16 protein-coding genes and 1 pseudogene are annotated in these 20,306 nt (G+C 66.3%); 5 read left to right on the forward strand and 12 right to left on the reverse strand.

The window, feature by feature from the left end:
- Nucleotides 1-34: 34 nt before the first annotated feature.
- Nucleotides 35-868: an AraC family transcriptional regulator gene (locus tag DPM33_RS13240; RefSeq protein WP_112097881.1), complete on the reverse strand. Its 834-nt coding sequence runs from the start codon at nt 866-868 to the stop codon at nt 35-37.
- Nucleotides 869-1,082: 214 nt separating this feature from the next.
- Here DPM33_RS13240 and DPM33_RS13245 point away from each other — a divergent pair, with 214 nt between their 5' ends.
- The 5 genes from DPM33_RS13245 (at nt 1,083) to DPM33_RS13265 (ending at nt 7,427) form a co-directional block, all read left to right on the forward strand.
- The gene (locus DPM33_RS13245; protein ID WP_112097882.1) at nt 1,083-2,096 is read left to right on the forward strand and encodes a LacI family DNA-binding transcriptional regulator; all 1,014 of its coding nucleotides are present in this window, start codon (nt 1,083-1,085) and stop codon (nt 2,094-2,096) included.
- Entirely contained in the window at nt 2,093-3,610 is a 1,518-nt protein-coding gene (locus tag DPM33_RS13250) for a sugar ABC transporter ATP-binding protein (protein WP_112097883.1), read from the forward strand. Before DPM33_RS13245 ends, DPM33_RS13250 begins: the two co-directional genes overlap by 4 nt.
- A complete protein-coding gene (locus DPM33_RS13255; protein ID WP_112097884.1) occupies nt 3,610-4,665 on the forward strand; it encodes an ABC transporter permease in 1,056 nt (351 codons plus the stop codon). The genes DPM33_RS13250 and DPM33_RS13255 overlap by 1 nt, the downstream gene beginning before the upstream one ends.
- 70 nt (nt 4,666-4,735) lie before the next feature.
- Nucleotides 4,736-5,719, forward strand: a complete 984-nt coding sequence (locus DPM33_RS13260) for a substrate-binding domain-containing protein (RefSeq protein WP_112097885.1) — start codon at nt 4,736-4,738, stop codon at nt 5,717-5,719.
- A gap of 187 nt (nt 5,720-5,906) precedes the next feature.
- Nucleotides 5,907-7,427, forward strand: a complete 1,521-nt coding sequence (locus DPM33_RS13265) for a winged helix-turn-helix domain-containing tetratricopeptide repeat protein (RefSeq protein ID WP_112097886.1) — start codon at nt 5,907-5,909, stop codon at nt 7,425-7,427.
- 41 nt (nt 7,428-7,468) lie between these two features.
- On the opposite strand, the gene DPM33_RS13270 is transcribed toward DPM33_RS13265, so the two are convergent.
- From DPM33_RS13270 to DPM33_RS13320, 11 genes and pseudogenes are all read right to left on the reverse strand, one after another.
- Nucleotides 7,469-7,828, reverse strand: coding sequence for a hypothetical protein (locus tag DPM33_RS13270; RefSeq protein ID WP_112097887.1), 360 nt, complete (start codon nt 7,826-7,828; stop codon nt 7,469-7,471).
- Nucleotides 7,829-7,859: 31 nt separating this feature from the next.
- Nucleotides 7,860-8,273, reverse strand: coding sequence for a hypothetical protein (locus tag DPM33_RS13275; RefSeq protein WP_112097888.1), 414 nt, complete (start codon nt 8,271-8,273; stop codon nt 7,860-7,862).
- A gap of 67 nt (nt 8,274-8,340) precedes the next feature.
- Nucleotides 8,341-11,443: pseudogene (locus DPM33_RS13280) on the reverse strand (efflux RND transporter permease subunit).
- A gap of 117 nt (nt 11,444-11,560) precedes the next feature.
- Nucleotides 11,561-13,135: an FAD-dependent monooxygenase gene (locus DPM33_RS13285; RefSeq protein WP_208648395.1), complete on the reverse strand. Its 1,575-nt coding sequence runs from the start codon at nt 13,133-13,135 to the stop codon at nt 11,561-11,563.
- Entirely contained in the window at nt 13,132-14,271 is a 1,140-nt protein-coding gene (locus tag DPM33_RS13290) for an efflux RND transporter periplasmic adaptor subunit (protein ID WP_112097890.1), read from the reverse strand. The genes DPM33_RS13285 and DPM33_RS13290 overlap by 4 nt, the downstream gene beginning before the upstream one ends.
- 217 nt (nt 14,272-14,488) lie before the next feature.
- Nucleotides 14,489-15,424, reverse strand: a complete 936-nt coding sequence (locus DPM33_RS13295) for a phosphatidate cytidylyltransferase (protein ID WP_112097891.1) — start codon at nt 15,422-15,424, stop codon at nt 14,489-14,491.
- A complete protein-coding gene (locus DPM33_RS13300) occupies nt 15,424-16,083 on the reverse strand; it encodes a lysophospholipid acyltransferase family protein (protein WP_112097892.1) in 660 nt (219 codons plus the stop codon). Before DPM33_RS13300 ends, DPM33_RS13295 begins: the two co-directional genes overlap by 1 nt.
- Nucleotides 16,080-16,523: a hypothetical protein gene (locus DPM33_RS13305; protein WP_112097893.1), complete on the reverse strand. Its 444-nt coding sequence runs from the start codon at nt 16,521-16,523 to the stop codon at nt 16,080-16,082. Before DPM33_RS13305 ends, DPM33_RS13300 begins: the two co-directional genes overlap by 4 nt.
- Nucleotides 16,520-17,857: a phosphatase PAP2/dual specificity phosphatase family protein gene (locus DPM33_RS13310; protein ID WP_112097894.1), complete on the reverse strand. Its 1,338-nt coding sequence runs from the start codon at nt 17,855-17,857 to the stop codon at nt 16,520-16,522. Before DPM33_RS13310 ends, DPM33_RS13305 begins: the two co-directional genes overlap by 4 nt.
- A 13-nt stretch (nt 17,858-17,870) precedes the next feature.
- Nucleotides 17,871-19,658 carry a bifunctional alpha/beta hydrolase/class I SAM-dependent methyltransferase gene (locus DPM33_RS13315; protein WP_167449053.1) on the reverse strand — a complete coding sequence of 596 codons (1,788 nt, stop codon included), beginning with the start codon at nt 19,656-19,658 and terminating at the stop codon, nt 17,871-17,873.
- Between the two features lie 36 nt (nt 19,659-19,694).
- Nucleotides 19,695-20,303: a CDP-alcohol phosphatidyltransferase family protein gene (locus DPM33_RS13320; RefSeq protein WP_112097896.1), complete on the reverse strand. Its 609-nt coding sequence runs from the start codon at nt 20,301-20,303 to the stop codon at nt 19,695-19,697.
- Nucleotides 20,304-20,306: the final 3 nt, after the last annotated feature.

Below are 20,306 nucleotides of genomic sequence, written 5' to 3' on the forward strand. Positions count from 1 at the left end.
GGTGGGCCGCAGGCCCATCCGCCGCCCGCTTGGGTCAGCCCTTCACCGGCAGCCAGATCTCCAGCCCGCCATTGCCGGTGCGCGCGTCGAATTCGGGTCCATAGCGCTCGAATTCGGGGGCGTCGGCGATCTCGTGGCCCGAGGCCGGCAGCCAGCTGTTCCAGATCGTGTTGATGGTGCGGCGGATGGTCGAGATGTGCTGGCGATGCGAGAACACCGCGTATTTCCGCGCCGGCATCCGCACCCGATGGAAATCCTTGGGCAGGTCGGAAAAATCCTGCACCTCGACGCCGGCGACATAGTCGAAATTGCCGGCGTCGTCGCCATTGGTGCAGACGCCGTAGAAGACGCCGGGCACCGCGCCGGGAATGTTGCCGATATAGGGCGCGAAGCGCTGCCACTGCATCGGGATGCCGGCGCTGGTTTCGCAGCTGTAGCGCTCGCCGAGCCCGGCAATGAGGAAGGGGCGGCTGGTCTCGAAGCGCGGCGGCTCGAGCGTGGTGAGAAGTGAACTGTCCATCAGTATAGGCTCCACGAGGTCGAGGTTTCGGGTCGAGCCCTGCGCGCGCACCAGTTCCGGCGTTGTGCCGAACGCGTCGCGAAAAGCCCGCGTGAACGCCTCATGCGAACCGTAGCAGGCATCTAGCGCGACCTGGAGAATGTCGGGCGCGCCGCCGGCCAGCTGGCGCGCCGCTTCGCTCAAGCGGCGGGCCCGCATATAGCCCATGACCGACCGTCCGGTGGCGGCGCCGAAGGCGCGCGTCACATGAAAGCGCGACACGCCGCTGCTTTGCGCGACATCGTCGAGCGAAATCGCATCCGGCAGATGGCTTTCGACAAACCACAGCGCTTTCTCGGTCGGGTTCATGTGCCTCCTTCTCGCATTGGCCGGACAATTGTGTCGCGTCCCTGCACCACCAGTTTGATCGAAATTGCGCAGGGCGCAAATTTGAAAGAAAAGGGTCATCGAAGCGATTGCGCAAACGTTTCGATAACTCTATGGTTTCAGGAAATCCGCCACAGAGCGGACGGGAAACGCAATCTGAGGGAGGAGCGCTTGTCAGCACTCCGCACGAGCCGTCATGCCGACAATGGCTGAGGTCGCGCGCCGCGCCGGCGTCTCGATTTCGACTGTCTCGCATGTCGTCAACCGCACGCGCTTCGTCTCGCCCGAGAAGGCGCAGCTGATCAATGACGCCATCGCCGCCATGGGTTACCAGCCCAATGAGCTGGCGCGCTCACTGAAGGTCGCGTCCACCAACAGCGTCGGCCTCGCCATCTCGGCGATTTCCAACCCCTATTTCACCGACATCATCTGCGCGGTCGAAGCCGAATGCGCTCGCCTCGGCCTGATGGTGTTCCTATCGGACACGCAGGAAGACCCCGACCGCGAGTTGCAGGTGGTGCGCGCTTTCCACCAGCGCCGCGTCGATGGCGTCATCCTGGCGCCGTCCGGCGCGCCGCAGCGCGCGATCGACTATCTCGCCGACAAGAAGCTGCCTTGCGTTTTGATCGACCGCTTCGCCGACGATCGCTTCGACCAGATCGGCGTCGAGAACGAGACGGCGATGCATGCACTCATCGACCATGTCGCGTCCTTCGGCCACGAGCGCATCGGCTACATCGCCGGCCAGCCGGGCCTTGCCACCACGCGCGAACGCATCGAGGCGTTTCGCGGCTCACTCTCCGCCAATGGACTTGAGTGCCTGCCGCGCTATGTCTCGCCGGAGAATGTCGACACGGCGAGCGCGACCGCATCGACGCATGCGATTCTGTCGCTCCCAGTGCCGCCCACCGCTCTGGTCACCGGCAACAACATGACCACCATTGGAGCTGTCCGCGCCATCCGTGAGAAGGGGCTTTTGATCCCCCGCGATCTCTCGCTGGTCGGCTTCGACGATTTCGAATGGGCGGACTGCTTCGAGCCGCGCCTGACGCTCGTCGAGCAGCCCTGCACCGAGATCGGCCGACAGGCTGCAGCGCTGTTGAGCGCGCGCATCGCCTCCAGCGACGCCGCCCCCCGCGCCGTGCGCCTGCGGGCGACGCTGCAGGCGCGGGAATCCTGCGCGAGACCGGCTGAAGTGAGGCCAGCATGAGCGCGGCACTCCTTTCCGTTACCGGTGCCGTGAAACACTTCGGTGGCGTGCAGGCGCTGTGCGGCGTCGACTTCGATTTGAAGGCCGGCGAGATCCATGCGCTGCTCGGCGAGAACGGCGCCGGCAAGTCGACGCTGATGAACCTTCTGTCGGGCGTCCACACGCCGGACGAGGGCGAGATCCGGATCGACGGCAAGCCCGTCACCTTCAACAACCCGCGCGAGGCACAGGCCGCCGGCATCGCCACCATCTTCCAGGAACTCGACCTCGTGCCATCGCTCGACGTCGCCGCGAACCTCTTCCTCGGCCGCGAGCTGATGCGGCCGGGCGGCCTGCTCGACGTGCCGGCGATGCGCCGCGAGGCAAGGAAGCGGCTGGAGGCGATCGAGCTCGCCATTGACCCCGCGCGCCTTGTAGCAGACCTTTCCATCGGACAGCGCCAGGTGGTGGCGATCGTCAAGGCGCTGTCTTATGCCTCGCGCGTGCTGATCATGGACGAGCCGACCGCCGCGCTCACCGTCGGTGAAGTCGAGCGCCTGTTCGACATCATGCGCAAGCTCGCCGCCACCGGCGTCGGCATCGTCTACATCTCGCACCGGCTGGAAGAGGTGCCCGAGATCGCCGACCGCGTCACGGTGATGCGCGACGGACGTGTCGCCGGCGTCACCGAGCCCCACGCGCCGCAGGCCGAGCTGGTGCGGCTACTGGTCGGGCGGCCGCTGGACGAGCTTTATCCTGGGCGCGCGAAGAGCGCCGGCAAAACGCTGCTGAGCCTCAAGGACGCCAGCTTCAGGCTCGCCCGCGAAAGCGCCGGCTGGCAGCCGCCGACCGGCGTCTCGCTCGACGTGAAAGAGGGCGAGATCGTCGGCCTCGCCGGCATCATGGGGGCAGGGCGCACCGAGCTGCTCTCCGCGCTATACGGCACTGGCCTTGCCGGCCGCTGGCAGGGCGAGGTCGCGGTTGACGGCCGGCCGGTAAAACTCGAATCCATCCGCGCGGCGCGCAAGGCGGGCATCGCCTTCGTCACCGATGACCGGCGCGGCAGCGGCCTGATGCTGAGGATGGCGGTCGGCCTCAATCTGGTGATGTCGGTAATCCGCCGCATCTCGCCGGCGGGCCTGATGTCGCCGCGCCGACAGGCGGAGGCCGTGAGACAATCCTTCAGCCAGTTCGACATACGCCCCAAGAACCCGGACATCGCGGTCGGCGCGCTCTCCGGCGGCAACCAGCAGAAGGTGGTGCTGGCCAAGGAAATCCTCGGCAATCCGCGGCTGCTCCTGCTCGACGAGCCGACGCGTGGTGTCGATGTCGGCGCCAAGGGCGAGATTTACGCAAGGCTGCGGGCGTTGGCGGCGCAGGGGCTGGGCATATTGGTCGCCTCCAGCGAGATGCCGGAGCTGATAGGCCTCTGCGACCGGATCGTGGTGCTGCGCCAGGGGCGTAGCGTGGCGGAATTCAATGGCGGCGTCGACGAGCATACCGTGCTTGCCGCGGCAAACGGCAGGGAGGCCTGATGTCGGACCAGAAGATTTCGGTGGCGACAAGCCTGGCGCCGGCTGCACCACAAAAGCATCGCGTCGACCCGTTGGCGATCATCGTCCGCTTCCAGAGCCTGATTGGCCTGGTGCTGGTGGCGATCGGCGGCGTCATCTTCTCGCCCAGGCGCCACGGCGAGATCCTGTTCCTCAACCCCGACAACATCGCCAACATCGTGCGCGCCGTGTCGGAGACCGGCATCATCGCCATCGGCATGACCTTCGTCATCATCACCGCCGGCATCGACCTTTCGGTCGGCGCGGTGCTCGGCCTTTCCAGCGTCGTCACCGCCTCGATGATGATCTCGGGCGGCTTCGGCCTGATCCCGACCATCCTCGCCGTGCTCGCCATGGGCATCGTCTTCGGCGTCGTCCAGGGCACGATCTCCACCCGTTTCCGCCTGGAGCCGTTCATCGTCACGCTGGCCGGCCTGCAGGCGGCACGGGGTCTCGCGCTGATCGTGTCCGGCAACCAGTACATCAACATTTCCTATGGCGACGGACCGGGCCTGGCGCCGCCGGTATTCGCAGTGCTGGGCGAGCGGCTGTTCGACAACACCGTGCCTGTCGCGACCATCGTCTTCATCATCTTTGCCGCAATTGCCACCATCGTGCTGAACACCACGCGTTTCGGCCGCTACGTCTATGCCGTCGGCGGCAACGAGCGCGCCGCGCGCATTTCCGGCGTGCCGGTGTCGATGGTGAAGATCTCGGTCTACGCCATCACCGGCTTTGCCTCGGCAATTGCCGGCATCGTGCATGCCGGCCAGTTCAACTTCGGCAGCGCCAATGACGGCATGGGCTATGAGCTCACGGCCATCGCCGCCGTCGTCATCGGCGGCACCAGCCTGTTCGGCGGCGCCGGCTCCATGGTCGGCACCGTCGCCGGCACCATCATGCTCGGCGCTTTGGCCAACATCCTTCAGCTCAACAACATCACCCCCGCCACGCAGTTGCTCGCGACCGCTGCGATCATCGTCTTGGCGGCGGTGCTTCAATCCCTCGTTCGCCGCCGCGAGGGATTGGGTCGATAGGAGGCCGGCGGCACCGGGAAGAGACTGTAACCAGGCCCCGGCACCCCCGCCGGACAAGGAGGAGAGTAGTATGAGAACCAAAACAGGATCGCGCGTCCTTCGGGCCGCGCTGATGGCAGGCGCGAGCCTGTGCATCGCCGGCAGCGCCTATGCGGCCGAGCCGCTGGTGAAGGCATGCGCCAAAGATGGCCAGTTCGTCATCGGATTCTCGCAGGCCAACAACGCAGAGCCCTATCGTCAGCACGTCAATGACGAGCTGACGGCGGCGGCCAAGGAAGTGCCGGGCTTCACGCTGCAGATCGCCGACGGCGCCGGCAACGTCAACACGCAGACCTCGCAGGTCGACAATTTCATCACCCAGAAGGTCGATATCCTGCTGATCTCGCCCTTCGAGGCGGCCCCGCTGACGCCCGCGGTGAAGCGCGCCATGGATGCCGGCATCCCGGTCATCGAGCTCGACCGCAAGACGGTCGGCGATCCCGGCAAGGACTACACGGCCTTCATCGGCGGCGACAATTTCAAGATCGCCCAGGAAGCCGGCAAGTACACCGCTTCGAAGCTGCTGCCCGATGGCGGCGAGGCGGCGGTGCTGGAAGGCCTGCCGAGCTCGACACCGGCGGTGGAGCGCCTCAACGGCTTCAAGGAAGGCGTGAAGGGCAATTCAAAGATCCAGATCGTCGCCGAGCAGGCCGCCGACTGGGTTCCGGATAAAGCCCAGACCGCCTTTGCCGCCATGCTGCAGGCGCATCCCGACATCAAGGTGCTCTATGCCTCGAACGACATGATGGCGGCCGGCGCGCTGCTTGCCGCCAAGGGCGCCGGCAAGGACGTCAAGATCATCGGCACCGACGGTCTGCCTGGTCCGGCCGGCGGCATCGAGGCCGTTGCCAAGGGCGACTGGGCGGCGACCTTCACCTACCCGACCGGCGCCAAGGAAGCGATCGACATGTCGAAGAAGATCCTGCTCGATTGCGCCACGTCGGTGGATACGACGGTGACCGTCGATACCACCGCGATCACGGCGGAAAATGCCAAGCAGCTGATGGGCAAGTAAGCTCGCTTCGCACGACCTTTCCAGGGCGGGGTTCACGCGAACCCCGCCCTGTTTGTATTGCAGGCCGGCCGACACGCCGACAGCCGGTTTGATCGAAATTGCACACTGGGCAATAATGCGCTTCGAGCGTGCCGCATCGAAGTGGAATCGACGCGGCAAATGCGGATAGGCGGGAAGGGGTGTCCCGATGACGACGGCGACGGCCGATCAGGTCTTCCGGTTTGGCGGCTTCACGCTCGACCTTGCCATGGGCACGTTGCGCGGCGTCAACGAGCCGCTGTTCCTGCGTCCGAAGGCTTTTGCGCTGCTGTCGCATCTTGCCCGCAATATGGGCCGCGTCGTGCCGAAATCGGAACTGATGGATGTGGTGTGGCCAGGCGTCTACGTCACCGAGGATTCGCTGACGCAGTCGGTGCGCGAGATCCGCAAGGTGCTGGGCGACGACATGGTCCGCACCGTCTCCAAGCGCGGCTATATGCTGGCCGCCGAAGCCGAGGCCGCGCCCGAGATCAGCACCCAGCCGATCGTCGCGGTGGTGCGCTTCCGCAATGAGAGCGGTGACCCGGCCGACGAGGCGATGGTCGATGGATTCGCGGAAGACCTGATCAACGGCGTCGCGCGCTTCGGCACGGTCACGGTGCTGGCGCGGAACTCCAGCTTCTCCTTCGCCTCCTTCGGCCGCGCCGAGTGGCCACAGATCCGCGCCCGCATCGGCGCCGACTATCTGGTCGAAGGGTCGCTCCGCCGGCAGGGCGAAAATGTCGTGGTGGCGGTCAGCCTCGTCGATATCGGCACGGCCAGCCAGTTATGGGGTGACCGCTTCCAATCCCATGGCGCCGGGCTTTTCGCGATCGAGCGCGAGATCGTCGAACAGATCGTCAGCCGGCTGGTGACCCGCGTCGCCAATGCCGGGCTGCAGCAGGCTGCGAGAAAACCCGAAACCAGCCTTGCCGCCTACGAGCTTCTTCTGCGTGGCTTCGCCATGTTGCGCGATCCGGCACAGACCGATCAGCGCGCCGCCGAGGCCCTCTTCGAGGCGGCCGTGGCCAAGGATCCGAACTACGGGCTCGCCTACACCTATCTTGCCCTGGCGCGCTCGCTGGACGGTGAATTCGGACGCGCCAGCGACGCCGTGCTGGAAAACGCGCGCGACCTTGCCGACAAGGGCCTGGCGCTATCGCCGGACCAGCCGACCGGACACCGCGTGCAATCGCTCATCCGCCTCTATATGCGCGACCACGAAGCGGCCGAGCAACACATGCGCATCGCGCTGCAATTGAACCCTTACGATGCCGACAGCATCGAGCAGATGGGCATGCTGCTCACCATGCGCGGCCGCCCGCTCGAGGCGCTGACCTGGCTGGCGCGCGGCATCCGCATCGATCCGCTGCATCCGCACTGGTACCAGTTCGACCGCGCCCTGGCGCTCTACATGATGGGGGAATTCAAGCAGGCGGCCGACGCGCTGGAATTGGCGACGCGACCGGCGCCGTGGATCAGGACGCGGCTGGCGGCCTGCTATGCCCAGATGGGCGAAATGGAGAAGGCGCGGCGGCAGATATCCCTGATCGAGGAGGGCGATCCGTTCTCGCCGCTCGATTATGCGCTGCGCGGCGTGCCGTTCGAGAACCAGGCCGATGCGGAGCATCTCGCCGAAGGCGTCAGGCTTGCCCTCGGCGAGACAGAAGCAATTCCAGGAAAAGCGTAAGCGGCTTTCCGTCCGGAATTGCGTTGAGGCAAAAAGCCCGATCAATCGGTCACGACCACGATGTAGCGGCCCTGATAGAGCCGATAGTAGGTGCCGCCGCAGCGCCAGACTTCGAAGCCGTTGACCTTGGTGCGAACGCAGCCGCCCGGCAGCGTCGCGACCCAGACGTTGGTGTGGCGCAGCACGCGCCACGTCGTGTTGCGGCGCACGACGCCGGCGGCGGTGGTGCGACGGGCGATGCCGGCGGCGCTGCGCGGCGTCCACGGCGCGCCGATGCGGGCCTCGGCGGTACTGACCAGCGACAGCGCCGGCACAGTGCTGTCGACGAGCTCGACGGCGGTGAGCGCGAGCGCGAACAGGGCCGCCGCCGAACGATATTTCTTCAAGGATTTCAAAGACATTGTCGTTTCTCCAGAGGTTGGTGGTTGAAGTCTAGTGGGAGGATGCGGCGGCAAGCCGGGCCGAACCCGCCAGTGCCGCCAGGTGAGCAACCACGAACAGCCAGTGCGCCGCGGTTGTGACGTAGCCGACGACGAGCACGTCGGCGGCGACGAAGAACTGCCAGAACGCAAGGTTTGCCGTTCCGAGCAGCACATGCACGGCAGCCAGGACGGCGTGCCAGTTGCGCGAATAGGCGATGCGCCAGAGCGCCACGCCGATGATCAGGGCAAGCCCGTGCGCCTCGATGAAGCCGATGCCGCTGCCCGGCGCATCGCCAAGCAGGATCGCTTCCGGGCCGCGCCCGAAAAAGGAGCCTGCGATATCGGTGAAGAGCCCGCCTGCCGATGCGAGAATCAGGAAGCCGGCGTTGAAGCGAACGAGAAGATTTCCATAGAAGGGGGGCATGATCGTTCCTTTCGGTATGTCAGTGGGATGGCCACGGCGGCATCTCCGCCGTGGCTTGTCTGCTCGCTCAGGCGGCGATGGCCTGAGGTTCTGCGGTGGCCGTGACCGGCTCGACCCCTGCCGCGACTTGTTCCGGCGCCTTGATGCGGAACCACGCGACGTAGAGCGTCGGCAGGAAGACCAGCGTCAGCACGGTCGCCACCATCAGCCCGCCCATCACCGCATAGGCCATCGGTCCCCAGAACACGGTCGGCGCGATCGGGATCATGCCGAGGATCGCCGCCGCCGCCGTGAGCAGGATCGGCCTGAGCCGATGCGTGGTGGCGCTGATCACCGCCGCCCATGGCTCTTCGCCGGCGGCGATATGCTGGTCGATCTGCGCGATCAGGATGACCGAGTTGCGGATCACCATGCCGATCAGCGACATCACGCCGAGGATCGCGACGAAGCCCATCGGTGCGCCTGACAGCAGCAGCGCGCCGGCGACGCCGATGATGGCCAGCGGAGCGGTGAGCAGCACCAGCACCAGGCGCTGGAAACTCATCAGCTGGATCATCAGCACCGTCGCCATGATGAACAGCATCAGCGGAAACACCACGAAGATGCTGGCCTTGGCCTTGGCGCTGTCCTCGATGACACCACCCTGTTCGACGCTGTAGCGCGCCGGCAGCTCGGCCTTGAAGGTGGCGATGGCGCTCCCCAGCCGCTTCGACACGGTAGTGGCGTTCTCGCCAGGGGCGACGTCGGCCTGCACGGTCACGGTCGGCAGGCGGCCACGGCGCCAGATCAGCGGCGGCTCGGTCTGGTAGCTGAGCTTCGCCACCTGTTCGAGCGGCACCCGGCGTCCGCCCGAAGCGCTGATCGTCAGGCCGCGCAGCGTGTCGATGCTGGCGCGTTCCGAATCCACGGCGCGGGCAACGATGTCGATCAGGTAGGTGTCGTCACGCATCTGCGTGATCTTCGAGCCGGACAGGATCGCGTTGATTGTCTCCGACAGCTGCTGCGAGGAGATGCCCAGCGCGCGCCCGGTCCTGGTCGACCTCGACCTTGATGACCTTGGCCGGCTCGTTCCAGTCGTAGTTGATGTTGCGCACCGAGGCGTCGCTGCCCAGCACCTGCGCGAACTGCTGCGCCAGGCTCCGTGTCTTGTCCGGGTCGGGACCCGAGACGCGAAACTTCAGTGGCCAGCCCACCGGCGGTCCAAGCTCCAGCGGCGTGACGCGTGCCATGACGTCGTCGAAGCCGGTCGACAGCTCCTTCTCCAGCCGGTCGATGACCGCCTGGCGCACGGCATGGCCCTTGGTGACCACCACGGCCTGGGCGAAGAAGTCGTTGGCGAGCTGCGCGTCGAGCGGCAGGTAGAAGCGCACCGCGCCCTGGCCGACATAGAAGCTCCAGTGGTCGATGTCGGGATCGGAAGCGAGCAGCTTTTCGACCCGCCCAACGACGGCGTCCGTCGCCTTGATGGAAGCAGTGCGCGGCAGTGTGAGGTCGAGCATCACCTCGGGCCGGTCCGACTTCGGGAAGAACTCCTGCCCGACGAAGCCCATGGCCACGACCGAGAGCGCGAACAACCCGGCGGTCGCCGACAGCACCAGCCACTTCGCCCGCATGGCGGTTTCGAGCAGCGCCTGGAAGCCACGCGCAACGCGCGACGGCTGATGGCTGCCGCCATGGCCCTTGATGCGGTCAGGCAGCAGGAACACACCCGTCAGCGGCGTGAACAGCACCGCGACCACCCAGGAGACGACGAGCGCGATCGCAACCACCGCGAACAGCGAGAAGCAGTATTCGCCGGCGCCGCTCTTGGCGAAGCCCACTGGCACGAAGCCGGCGATCGTCACCACCGTGCCGGTCAGCATCGGGAAGGCGGTCGAGGTGTAGGCATAGGTGGCGGCCGAGATCTTGTCGTAGCCTTCCTCCATGCGGGCGATCATCATCTCGACCGCGATCATCGCATCGTCGACCAGGAGGCCGAGCGCGATGATCAGTGCGCCGAGCGAGATGCGCTGCAGCGAGATGCCGAAATACTCCATGGTGACGAAGGTGATCGCCAGCACCAGCGGGATGGCGACCGCCACCACGACGCCTGGGCGCCAGCCGAGCGCCAGCAGCGAGACGGCAAGCACGATGGCGATCGCCTCGCCGAGGCTCTTGGTGAATTCGCCGACGGATTCTTCCACGACATGCGACTGGTCGGCGACCATGCCGAGCTCGGCGCCGAGCGGCAGTTCGGCCTCCATCTCATGCATCTTCTCCTTGACGTTCTCGCCCAGCGCCAGCGCGTCGCCGCCAGCCGTCATCGAGACAGCGATGCCGACCGCGGGCTTGCCGTTGAAGCGGAACATCGGCTGCGGTGGGTCGGAATAGGCGCGCTTGACCTCCGCGACGTCGCCCAGGCGGAAATAATGGCCATTGGCGTAGAAGTTGATCGCCTTCAGGCTTTCCTCCGAGGTGAAGGATCCGGAAACGCGGATGGCGATGCGCTCGGGACCGGCATCGACCGTGCCGCTCGGCGTCAGCGCGTTCTGCGCCTGCAGCGCCTGCGTCAGCGTGCCGACGTCGAGGCCGAGCGCCGCCACCTTCTGCGTCGAGAATTCGAGATAGATCTTCTCGTCCTGCTGGCCGATCAGGTCGACCTTGGCGACGTCCTTCACGGTGAGCAGCCCGGCGCGCAGGCTGGTCGCCATATCCTTCAGCTCGCGATGGCTGAGACTGTCGGAGGTGAGCGCATAGATCAGCGAATAGGTGTCGCCGAACTCGTCGTTGAAGAACGGACCCTGCACGCCGGACGGCAGCGTCGGTTTGATGTCGTTGAGCTTCTTGCGCACCTGGTACCAGAGCGGCTGCACCTGGTCGCCGGCAACCGTATCCTTGAGGTTGACGAAGACGACGGATTCGCCGGGCTTGGTGTAGCTCTTGACGTAGTCGAGGTCGGGCAGCTCCTCGAGCTGCTTCTCGATGCGGTCGGTGATCTGCTCCACCGTGTCGCTGGTGCTGGCGCCCGGCCACATCGTCTTCACCACCATGGTCTTGATGGTGAAGGGCGGATCCTCCTCGCGGCCGAGGCCGCGATAGGCGTAGAGGCCGGCGAGCGCGGCCGCGATCATCAGGTAGACGATGAAGCTGCGGTGGCGCAGCGCCCATTCGGAAAGATTGAAGCTGCTCATGACAAATCCCTCTCGGCGCGCGCGAAGGCGCGTTCCGCCGGCTTCTGCCGGCTGGCGAAAACAAATGGCGGTTGGGTTTGCGGTCAGCGCCCGCTATTCGGCGGGCACCGTCGCTGGTCAGGCCAGGCTGTGCATGGTGCCCGGCACGCGATAGGGCGCGCGCTCCGCTGTTCTCGGCCTGATGGCGAGACCGGCGAGATAGCGCTGGAAGCTCGCTGCCTCCTGCACCGGCGAAGCCAGCGCGACATGGCCGTCCGGCCGCACCAGATAGGCGGCGTCGCGCTGCAGGCCGGCTTTCGCGGCCACGTCAGACCAGGCGAAGGCGTGGACCGGAATGCCGGTCGATGCCAGCATCGCCCGGAACTCGGCATTGACCTCGCCATAGACATGGACCTGCCAATCGAGCGAGCGCAGCGGCTCGAAATTGTCGCTGCCCGGCGTCGGCACATAAGGCAGGCGATCGCCGCCGCTGACTTTTCCCGCGGTGCCGGAGCTGATTGGCCCGGCGCGGTACTGGATCGCCGCTTGCGAGATGACGCCGAAGAAGGCGCGCGAGCCGAACGACGTGTGCAGCGCGATGTTCAGGATCTTCGGCATCAGATAGCGCCGGAACAGGCCGATGAGCCGCGAGCGGCTGGTGATGAAACGAAACGCCGTGTCGGTGCTCTCGATCAGCTTGCGGGCAAAAGCGATGCGCTCCGGCTCGTAGCTGTCGAGCAGGCGCGGATCGGCGCGGCCCTGGACAACGGCGGCGAGCTTCCAGGCGAGGTTCACTGCATCGCCCATGCCGGTGTTCATGCCCTGGCCGCCGGCCGGGCTGTGGATGTGGCCGGCATCGCCGCAGAGGAACACGCGGCCGACGCGGAACCGCTCGGCGACGCGGTGATGGACGCGGTAGGTCGAGAACCAGTTGACCTCGTCGACCTTGACCCCGGTGTCGCGCTCGACATCGGCGCGGATCGCTTCGAAGGTGATCGTGTCGTCGGCCTCATGCGCCTTCGGCACGATGCCGATCAGCCTGACAGAGCCGGACTGCCGGACCGGCATGACGATGGCGAAGCCGTAAGTGCTGATCGTCGTGTCCATGCCATTGCGGCTGATTTCGCCGGTGCCTTTCACGTCGGCGACATAGAAAGCCTGCTCGTAGGTGCCGCCGGGAAAGCCGATGTTCAGCCCATGGCGCACGGTGCTGCGGGCACCGTCGCAGCCGGCGAGATAGGCGGCGTTGACCGTCTCGGTCCGGCCGTTCTTGCTCAGCGTCGCGATGACCGCGTCGCCCTTGTCCTGGAAGGCGACCAGCTCCGTGCTCCGCTCGACCTCGACGCCGGCGCGCTCCAGATGCGTGATCAGCACGCGTTCGTGGATGTCTTGCGGCAGGGCGAAGGCGAAGGAATAGGGGCTTATGCCGCGGCCGAAATCCGAGAGTGGCAACCTTGCGGCGACGCCGGCCGGCGTGTGCACGGTCAGCCGCTCGAGCTTTACGCCCGCCGCCAGCACGTCGTCGACGATGCCGACCTGGCGATGGAACTCCAGCGTGCGCGCCTGGACGGCCAGCGCCCGCGAGGTCTCGCCGGGAGCGGCGGCTTTGTCGAAGATGCGCACCGGCACGCCAAGCCTGGTCAGCCAGAGCGCGAGCGTCAGCCCGGTTGGGCCGGCGCCGGCGATGAGGACCTTGGTCTTTGACATGGTCATTTTCCTTCTCCCACGATCATACGAACTTTTTCATGTTCCCGCAGCCGGTTTACGCCGGCGGTGACGACCCGGTCGCCTTTGGCGAGCCCGTCGCTGACGACGACGCGGTCGGTTTCGTAGCGGGCGATGGCGACGGGCTTCAGCTCCACCGCCGAACTGGCGTCGACCACCCAGACGGCCGGCTGGCCGTCCTTGTCGAACAGCGCGCTGCCGGGCAGGGTCACGACCGGCGCGCCTGCGATCTCGACGCGGCCGGCGACGCTGGCGCCGAAGCGCATCTCGTCCGGCGCGTTGTCGAGCGAGACCTTCACCTGGAAGGTGCGGGTGGCGGCGTCGGCCATCGGCGCGATCTCGCGCACCGTTCCGGTGGTCGTGATCGCCGGATTGCTGAGCAGCGAGACCGTGACGGCTGGGATCTGCTTGCCGCGCTGGTCGCTGGCAAAAGCCGCTTCCGCGATGGAGAACACCGCGTCGCGGGTCTTCGGATCGGCGACGCGCACCACCATCTGCCCGACATTGACGGACTGGCCGGCTTCGGCGCCGGTGGCGGTGACGATGCCGTCGAACTCCGCATGCAGCTCGGTGTAGCCGAGCTGGTCCTCCGCCATCGCGAAGGCGATCTTCGCCGATTTCAGCTTGGCCTCGGCCGAGCGCAGATTCTTCAGCGTCGCGTCATGGTTGGCGCGGGTCGTAAAGCCCTTGGCGAGCAGCGCGTTGATGCGCGCTTCGGCGGCGCTGGCCTCGACCAGCACGGCCTGTGCGGCCGCCACATCGGCCTCGGCGCTGGCGAGACGGTTGCGGTAGTCCTGGTCGTCGACGCGGGCGAGGACCTCGCCCTTCTTCACCGTGGCGCCGATCTCGGCGACGCGCTGGATGAGCTTGCCGGAGACGCGAAAACCGAGGTCGCTCTCCAGTCTCGGCTTGATCTCGCCGATGGCGACGCGGTTATCCGCGACGGGAGCCGGCGAGACCGAAACCGCCTTGACCAGCTTGGTCTCGGGCGTCGCCGGCGCGGCGTTCGATGCCTCGCTTCTGGCGCCATGCCAGACCACCGCGGCGCCACAGGCGAGGGCGGCGACCGACCCAGCGACGAGGCGGCGCCTGAGCGGCTTGTTGTGAAAGAGTGCGGCAATCATGTTGTCTCCATGCCCAAGGTTGCGGCCGCGCTTGGGAGGACGCGGCAGGCTGAAAATCGTGCTGGCTGCGAGAAAAACCGGTGTTTCGGCTGACTTGCGCCGGCCAGAATGTTTTGCGATTTCGGCGCCGGGAAATCCCGAACGGTTTCTGAAAATTTTCCGATGTTTGGGTGAGGCGGCCTTTTGGGCCGCCGTCATCAGATGCTGGAACGGGCGCTCACACCGTCCAGAAATAGCGCACGATGTGGAAGAAGATCGGCGCGGCGAAGACCAGGCTGTCGGTTCGGTCGAGCATGCCGCCATGGCCTTCGATCAGGTGGCCCCAGTCCTTGACGCCCTGGTCGCGCTTGATCGCCGAGGCGACGAGCCCGCCGAGAAATCCCATCGCGCAGGCGATGAAGGCGACGGCCGAGGCCTGCAGCGGCGAGAACGGTGTGATGAAGGAGAGCAGCGCGCCGAGCAGGCTCGACGCGACCAGTCCGCCGATCAGTCCTTCCCAGGTCTTCGAGGGCGACACATTAGGTGAGAACCGGTGCTTTCCGAACAGCTTGCCGAAAATGTACTGCAGCACGTCGCTGCCCTGCACGACGATGATCAGGAAGGCGATGAGCAGCAGGTTGCGGCCCTCGAAGCCGGGCACGTTGAGCGTCAGCAAAGCAGGCACGTGGCTGACGCAATAAACCGAGATCATGATTGCCCATTGCTGCGCCGAGACGCGTTCCAGAAAACGTTCGGTGTCGCCATGCAGCGCCGTGATCGCCGGCATCAAAAGGAAGCAGTAGACCGGGATGAAGATGACGAACAGCCCGTACCAGGCCGTCCACACCAGCCAGTACTGGAACGGGATGACGATGCCGAACATGCCGAGCAGCACCCAGTGGTCGCTGCGCCGGCTGTGCGTCAGCGTCACGAATTCGCGCAGCGCCGCGAACGAGATCAGCGCGAACAGGATGGTCATGCCGTAACGGCCGAAGAAGAAGGCGACCGTCATCAGCGCCACCATCACCCACCAGGCATTGATGCGCTGGGTGAGGTTGACGAGCGTCGCGCTGAGCGGCTTCGGCGCGCGCATCGAAAGGATGCCGGCGGTGACGCTGGCGGTGCTCAGCACCACGAAAAGGCCGATGATGAGAATGCTGATTTCGTGGCGCATCAATCGTCTCGGTCGGGGCGCGGGTCGAGCGCCAGGAGGGCGGCGCGGGCGCGCTGCAGGAAGGCGCGGCGTTCCTCGCCCGGCGCTATTGCCACCGGCGCGCCGAAGACGACGCGGCAAAGCAGCGGCACCGGCAGGAACTGGCCCTTGGGCAGCACGCGCGACATGTTCTCGATCCAACACGGGATGAGCTCCACATCCGGCCGCGCCATCGACAGATTGTAGAGCCCCGAACGGAAGGGCAGCAGCTCGTCGCTCGAGTTGCGGGTGCCTTCCGGAAAGATGATCAGCGAGTGGCCCTGCTCGAGCACGGAGAGCATGATCGAGATCGGGTGCTCCGCCTCGCTTGTCCAGGTCCGGCTGATCAGCACGGAGGACAGCATGTCCTCGGCGATGAAGCGGCGCAGCCGCGACTTGCCCCAATATTCGGCCGCGGCGATCGCGTGCGTCTTGGCGCGCTCCGTCTCGCTGAGGCAGGCCGACAGCAGGATGAAATCGCCATGGCTGGTGTGGTTGGCGAAATAGATGCGCTGCCGGTCCGACGGCTGGCTGCCGCTCCAGATCGGCCGCACGCCGGTGACGGCCCAGGCCATCGCCGACAGGCCGACCGAGGTCACCGTCTGCAAAAGCGTATAGGTGCGCAGCGCAAGCTTGCTCATCTGGGCATCCAGAAACCGGCCCAAAGGAATGCCACGACGAAGACCGCGAAGGCGATGCGCTGCCGCGCCAACAGGCGGCGCGTTCCGGCGATGCGGTCGTCGAGCGGGCGCGGCGCGGCCGGAGCCGGTTTCAGCCGCATGCGCGCCAGGATGTCGTCGATCGCCGCGCCGCCGGAAAGCTCGTCGTCATGGCTTGCCATCAAACGAAAGAGCAGCGCATCGAAAGACAGAAGCGCCGAAAATCCAAGCACCACCACCGCGCTCGCCGCCGCGGCGAGCAATCCCAGCATCGCGAACGGAGCATGCAGCGCGCCGCGCGCCGAAGCGACCAGTGGCGCGACGCTGTCGCCGGCAATCACGATAGTGGCGGGCCATGCCGCCTGCGTGATCAGCATGGCGGCAAAGCGGCCTGCTTTTTCCTGAAAGGCGGCGTCGCTCATGCCGGCTCGTCCAGTCCGAGCTGAAGATGCACCGGCCGGCCGGACGCCGCGAGCTGCTTGCGTGCCTGCGCCGGCGTGTGCGAGCGGCCGCTCGCGACCAGCCATCGAGCGACGACGGTGGCGCTCCGCTGGAAGCCGAGCGCGCAGCAAACCAGCACCGTGCCCTGCCGGCGCGCCGGTTCGATCGCGGCCACCGCCTGGTCGAGCGTGTCGGCGGGAGGCGAGAGCAGATCGAGCATGGCAAAGCTCACCCAGCGGCCCGTCGCATCGTGTGGCCGCTCCAACTCGGCGGCAAGGTCGATCACCGTGCCGAAGGCGTCGGCTTCGGCGGCGTCGGGAAAGCGTCCGAGGAAGACGCCGTCGGTGACCGTCACCACCGGTGGCAGCCTGCGCGTCCAGGCCCAGACATTGATTTTTGCGCCCAGCCGGTACGGCCAGAGCAGGATACGGCTTGCCAGCGACACGCGGCCGTCCGGCGTCTTCTGGAACACTTTCGCGCCGGCTCCGGCATAGGCGAAGGCGGCGATGGCCAGCGCCAGCGCCGGCCACAAAAGCGCAAGCGCGACCGCCGAGAAAAAGGCGCCGAGCGCCGCGACGGCAAGCGCCAGCACGGCGCCGAGCCCGTAGTACAACAGGAGCCGCCTGGCCTTGGCATCGGCGGTCATGTGGAAGTTTGTGACGGGCAGCTCGCCCTTGGCCGGAAACAGCCACAGCGCGAAGAAGCCGAGCAGCGCGCCGGTCGGAATGTCGATGAAATGGTGCTGCCACGTCGTCAGCACCGAGGCGCCGATCAGAAAGCACCAGCCGTGCCAGAGCGTGAGCAGCGGGCCGGAAAGGCGCTGGCGCCAGTGATCCCAGATGATCACCAGCAGCGCGATGTGCAGCGAAGGGACCTGGTTGAACGGCTTGTCGAAGCCGCCGAGCACGGCAAACAGAAAGGCGGGCAGGCCGGTGGTCGCCGGCCGCACGAAGGTCGCGGCCAGCGGAAACAGGATGAAGCACGAGACGGCGACGACCTGCGCGGTGAGGTAGCGGCCGGCCAGCCTGTTCACGCCCTGCCTGCTGTTATTGAGCAGCAGCGACAGGGCGTAGAACAGGTTGATCGACCAATAGGGCACGATCGTCCAGGCGAGGAACGGAACGTGGTGCTCCCAGGAGAAGACGATGCTGCCGACATATGAGCGCGTCGAGGCCAGCCAGTTGGCGAAGCCATAGGTCGAATAGAAGAACGGCGCCAGGAAGGCGAGCCAGACGGCAGCCCGGATGACGACACGTCCATAGGGTTCGGCGTCAGGGCTGTCTGAAAGTGGCGGGGGCTCGGCACTGTTGGGCATGCGTGGGCGGTTCCTAAACCCGCCTTGCCAGCGAGACGGTGAAGATGCCCCACTGGTCGATGCGCTGGTCGAGCTTCTCGAAGCCGGCCGCCTCGACCAACTGGTCCATCTCGGCTTGCGTGCGCCGCCGCATCACCCAGGCCTGGCCGCCGCGATGCGAGGTCAGGCTGCGCGCGATCATCTCGATCTGCGGGTGCCAGGGCTGGTTGGTGTAGATCAGCAGGCTGCCCGGCAGCATGGCGCGGGCGAGGCCGCCGAGCGAGCGGGTAATCATCGCATTGTCGGCGAACAGCTCGTAGAGCCCGGAGACGATGGCGAGGTCCGGCGCCGGCTTCAGCGACGCAAGCCCATCGCCGTCGAAAGCGTCGGCGCGCCGGAACGAGACGCTCGCCGGCATCTGCCGTTCGGCGATCAGCTTGCGGCCGAGCTCGACATTGATGTCGGAATAGTCTTGCAGGCGCACGCTGGCCGGTTGCTCGGGGCCTTTGGCGATGGCGTCTAGCACGTAGCGGCCGTGGCCGGCGGCGATGTCGAGGATGTGGCCTGCCCGTCCGGCTGCCTTCAGCTTTTCCAGTGCCTGGCCGATCAGTTCTTCGAGGTTGAGCTTGCGCTGGCGGATGCCGCGCCAGCCAATGGCGTCGAGGAAGGTCCGGTCGACCATGCGGCCGATCGGCCCCAATCCGCGCGCGTCGTTCTCGTAGACATAGTCCAGCGTCGAGCCGGAATCGAAGCCGGTGCCGACGCCGATCTTCATGCCGCGCGAAAACCAGCTGCCGGCGCGAATGGAGGCGCGGCTCATCGCCCAATAGAGGCCCCTGGGCGACAGAAGATCGAGCGGCGAGGCGAGCCTGTCGGCCTCGTCGCGCGTATAGCCGGCGATGTCCGCTTGCTTCAGGTCGACGGCGGGCGCTGGGGTCAGAAACTGTGCTTCGAGGAACGGCCGGATCAAGTCGAGCGCGTTGCCGCGGTCGCGCTCGCCCAGCGTATCGTGGAAGAAGCCCGGCAGCACATGCCGCTCCTTGATGCGGCTGCCGAGATTGACGAAGAACTCGTGCTGCGGGCCGTGCCGCACCACCCAGTCACTGCCGGACAGAAGAAGCTGCGTCGGCATGGTGATGGCGCGGGCGTCAGCAACGATGCGCGCCGCGTGCTGGTAGAGCTCGACCAGGATGTTAGAGGCGATCGGACGCGTGATCAGCGGATCGTTCTCGAAGGAGGCGATGCGCACCGGGTCATGGGTGAGCAGGCTCGCCTTGACGTAGGAATTGACGAAGAAGCGCCCCTTGAGCTTCTGCCAGAACGCAATGCCCTCCTTGGCGAAGGGGACGTAGAGCTTGACGGAGAAGGCGGGTGAGGCGAGCACCATGGCGCGCAGTTTCGGTGCGTAATCATGCACCCAGGCTGCGGCAAGCACCGCGCCGAAGGATTGCGCGATCAGCGCGATATCCTGTGCGCCGAAACCGTCTTTGGCGGCGATCTCGCGCATGAAACAGGCGATATCGCGCACTAACGCCGCGAAGGACGGGGCATAGCCGCGCTCGCCGGCAGAGCGCCCATTGCCGCGCGCGTCCCAGGCATAGAAGGCGTAGTCCGGCATGCGCAACTCGTCGACGAGATGCGCCATGCGGCCGCCATGCTCGTGGCCGCGATGGAAGAGCACGACCGCACCTCTGGGCTCGGGCGATACCGCCGGCCAGAAACGGTAGAATATCTCGGTGCCGTCATGACTGCGGAACGTACGTTCCTGCGCCTGCCGCGCAACGCTCTCAGCCGGTGCGGTGGCGATCTGTTCGTGAAGCATGCTGTTCCCCTCCGACGGCATCGCGGGCCTCGATGCTTAGCCGGTGTTGCCAGTAAGACCGGCGCGTATCCGGTTTATGGCGGTCAGCAGCGAAAGCGTAGCCATGGCCGGAAACACAAACGGCACGATCGCCGCCGGCCACAGCCCGACGGCGCACAAGGCCGCGACCACGCCGAGCCCCAGCGCCCTGTCGCTCTTGCCGAACGGCCCGGCATAGTTGCGCCCGACCCCGGCGGGAATGCCGAGCACGCCGGCGAATTCGGTGAGCATCGCTCCGATGGCGAAGGCGACGACACCCCAGACGCCAAACTGCGGGAAGGCCGCGAACGGCAGGATCAGCGCGAGGTCGGAAACGACGTCGCAGAATTCGTTGAGATACATGCCGAGCGTCGAGGCCTGGCCGTGTTCCCGTGCCAGCATGCCGTCCATGGCGTTGAGCGCCATGCGCACGAACAGCACCAGGGGTATGAGCAGGAGCAGCAGGCGCGAACCGGGCGAGGCCGCGATCGCCAAGCCGGCCGCGATCGAGAGACCGGCTGCCAGGAGGGTGATGCCGTTGGCTGTCACCCCCACGGTCGCCAGCCGGCCGACAAGCGGCCGCAGCCTGTCCTGGAAGGCCGGCTTCAGCGCATAAAGCGTCGGCATTGC

Origin of the sequence: Mesorhizobium hawassense, assembly GCF_003289945.1 — a bacterium.
Classification (GTDB): domain Bacteria; phylum Pseudomonadota; class Alphaproteobacteria; order Rhizobiales; family Rhizobiaceae; genus Mesorhizobium; species Mesorhizobium hawassense.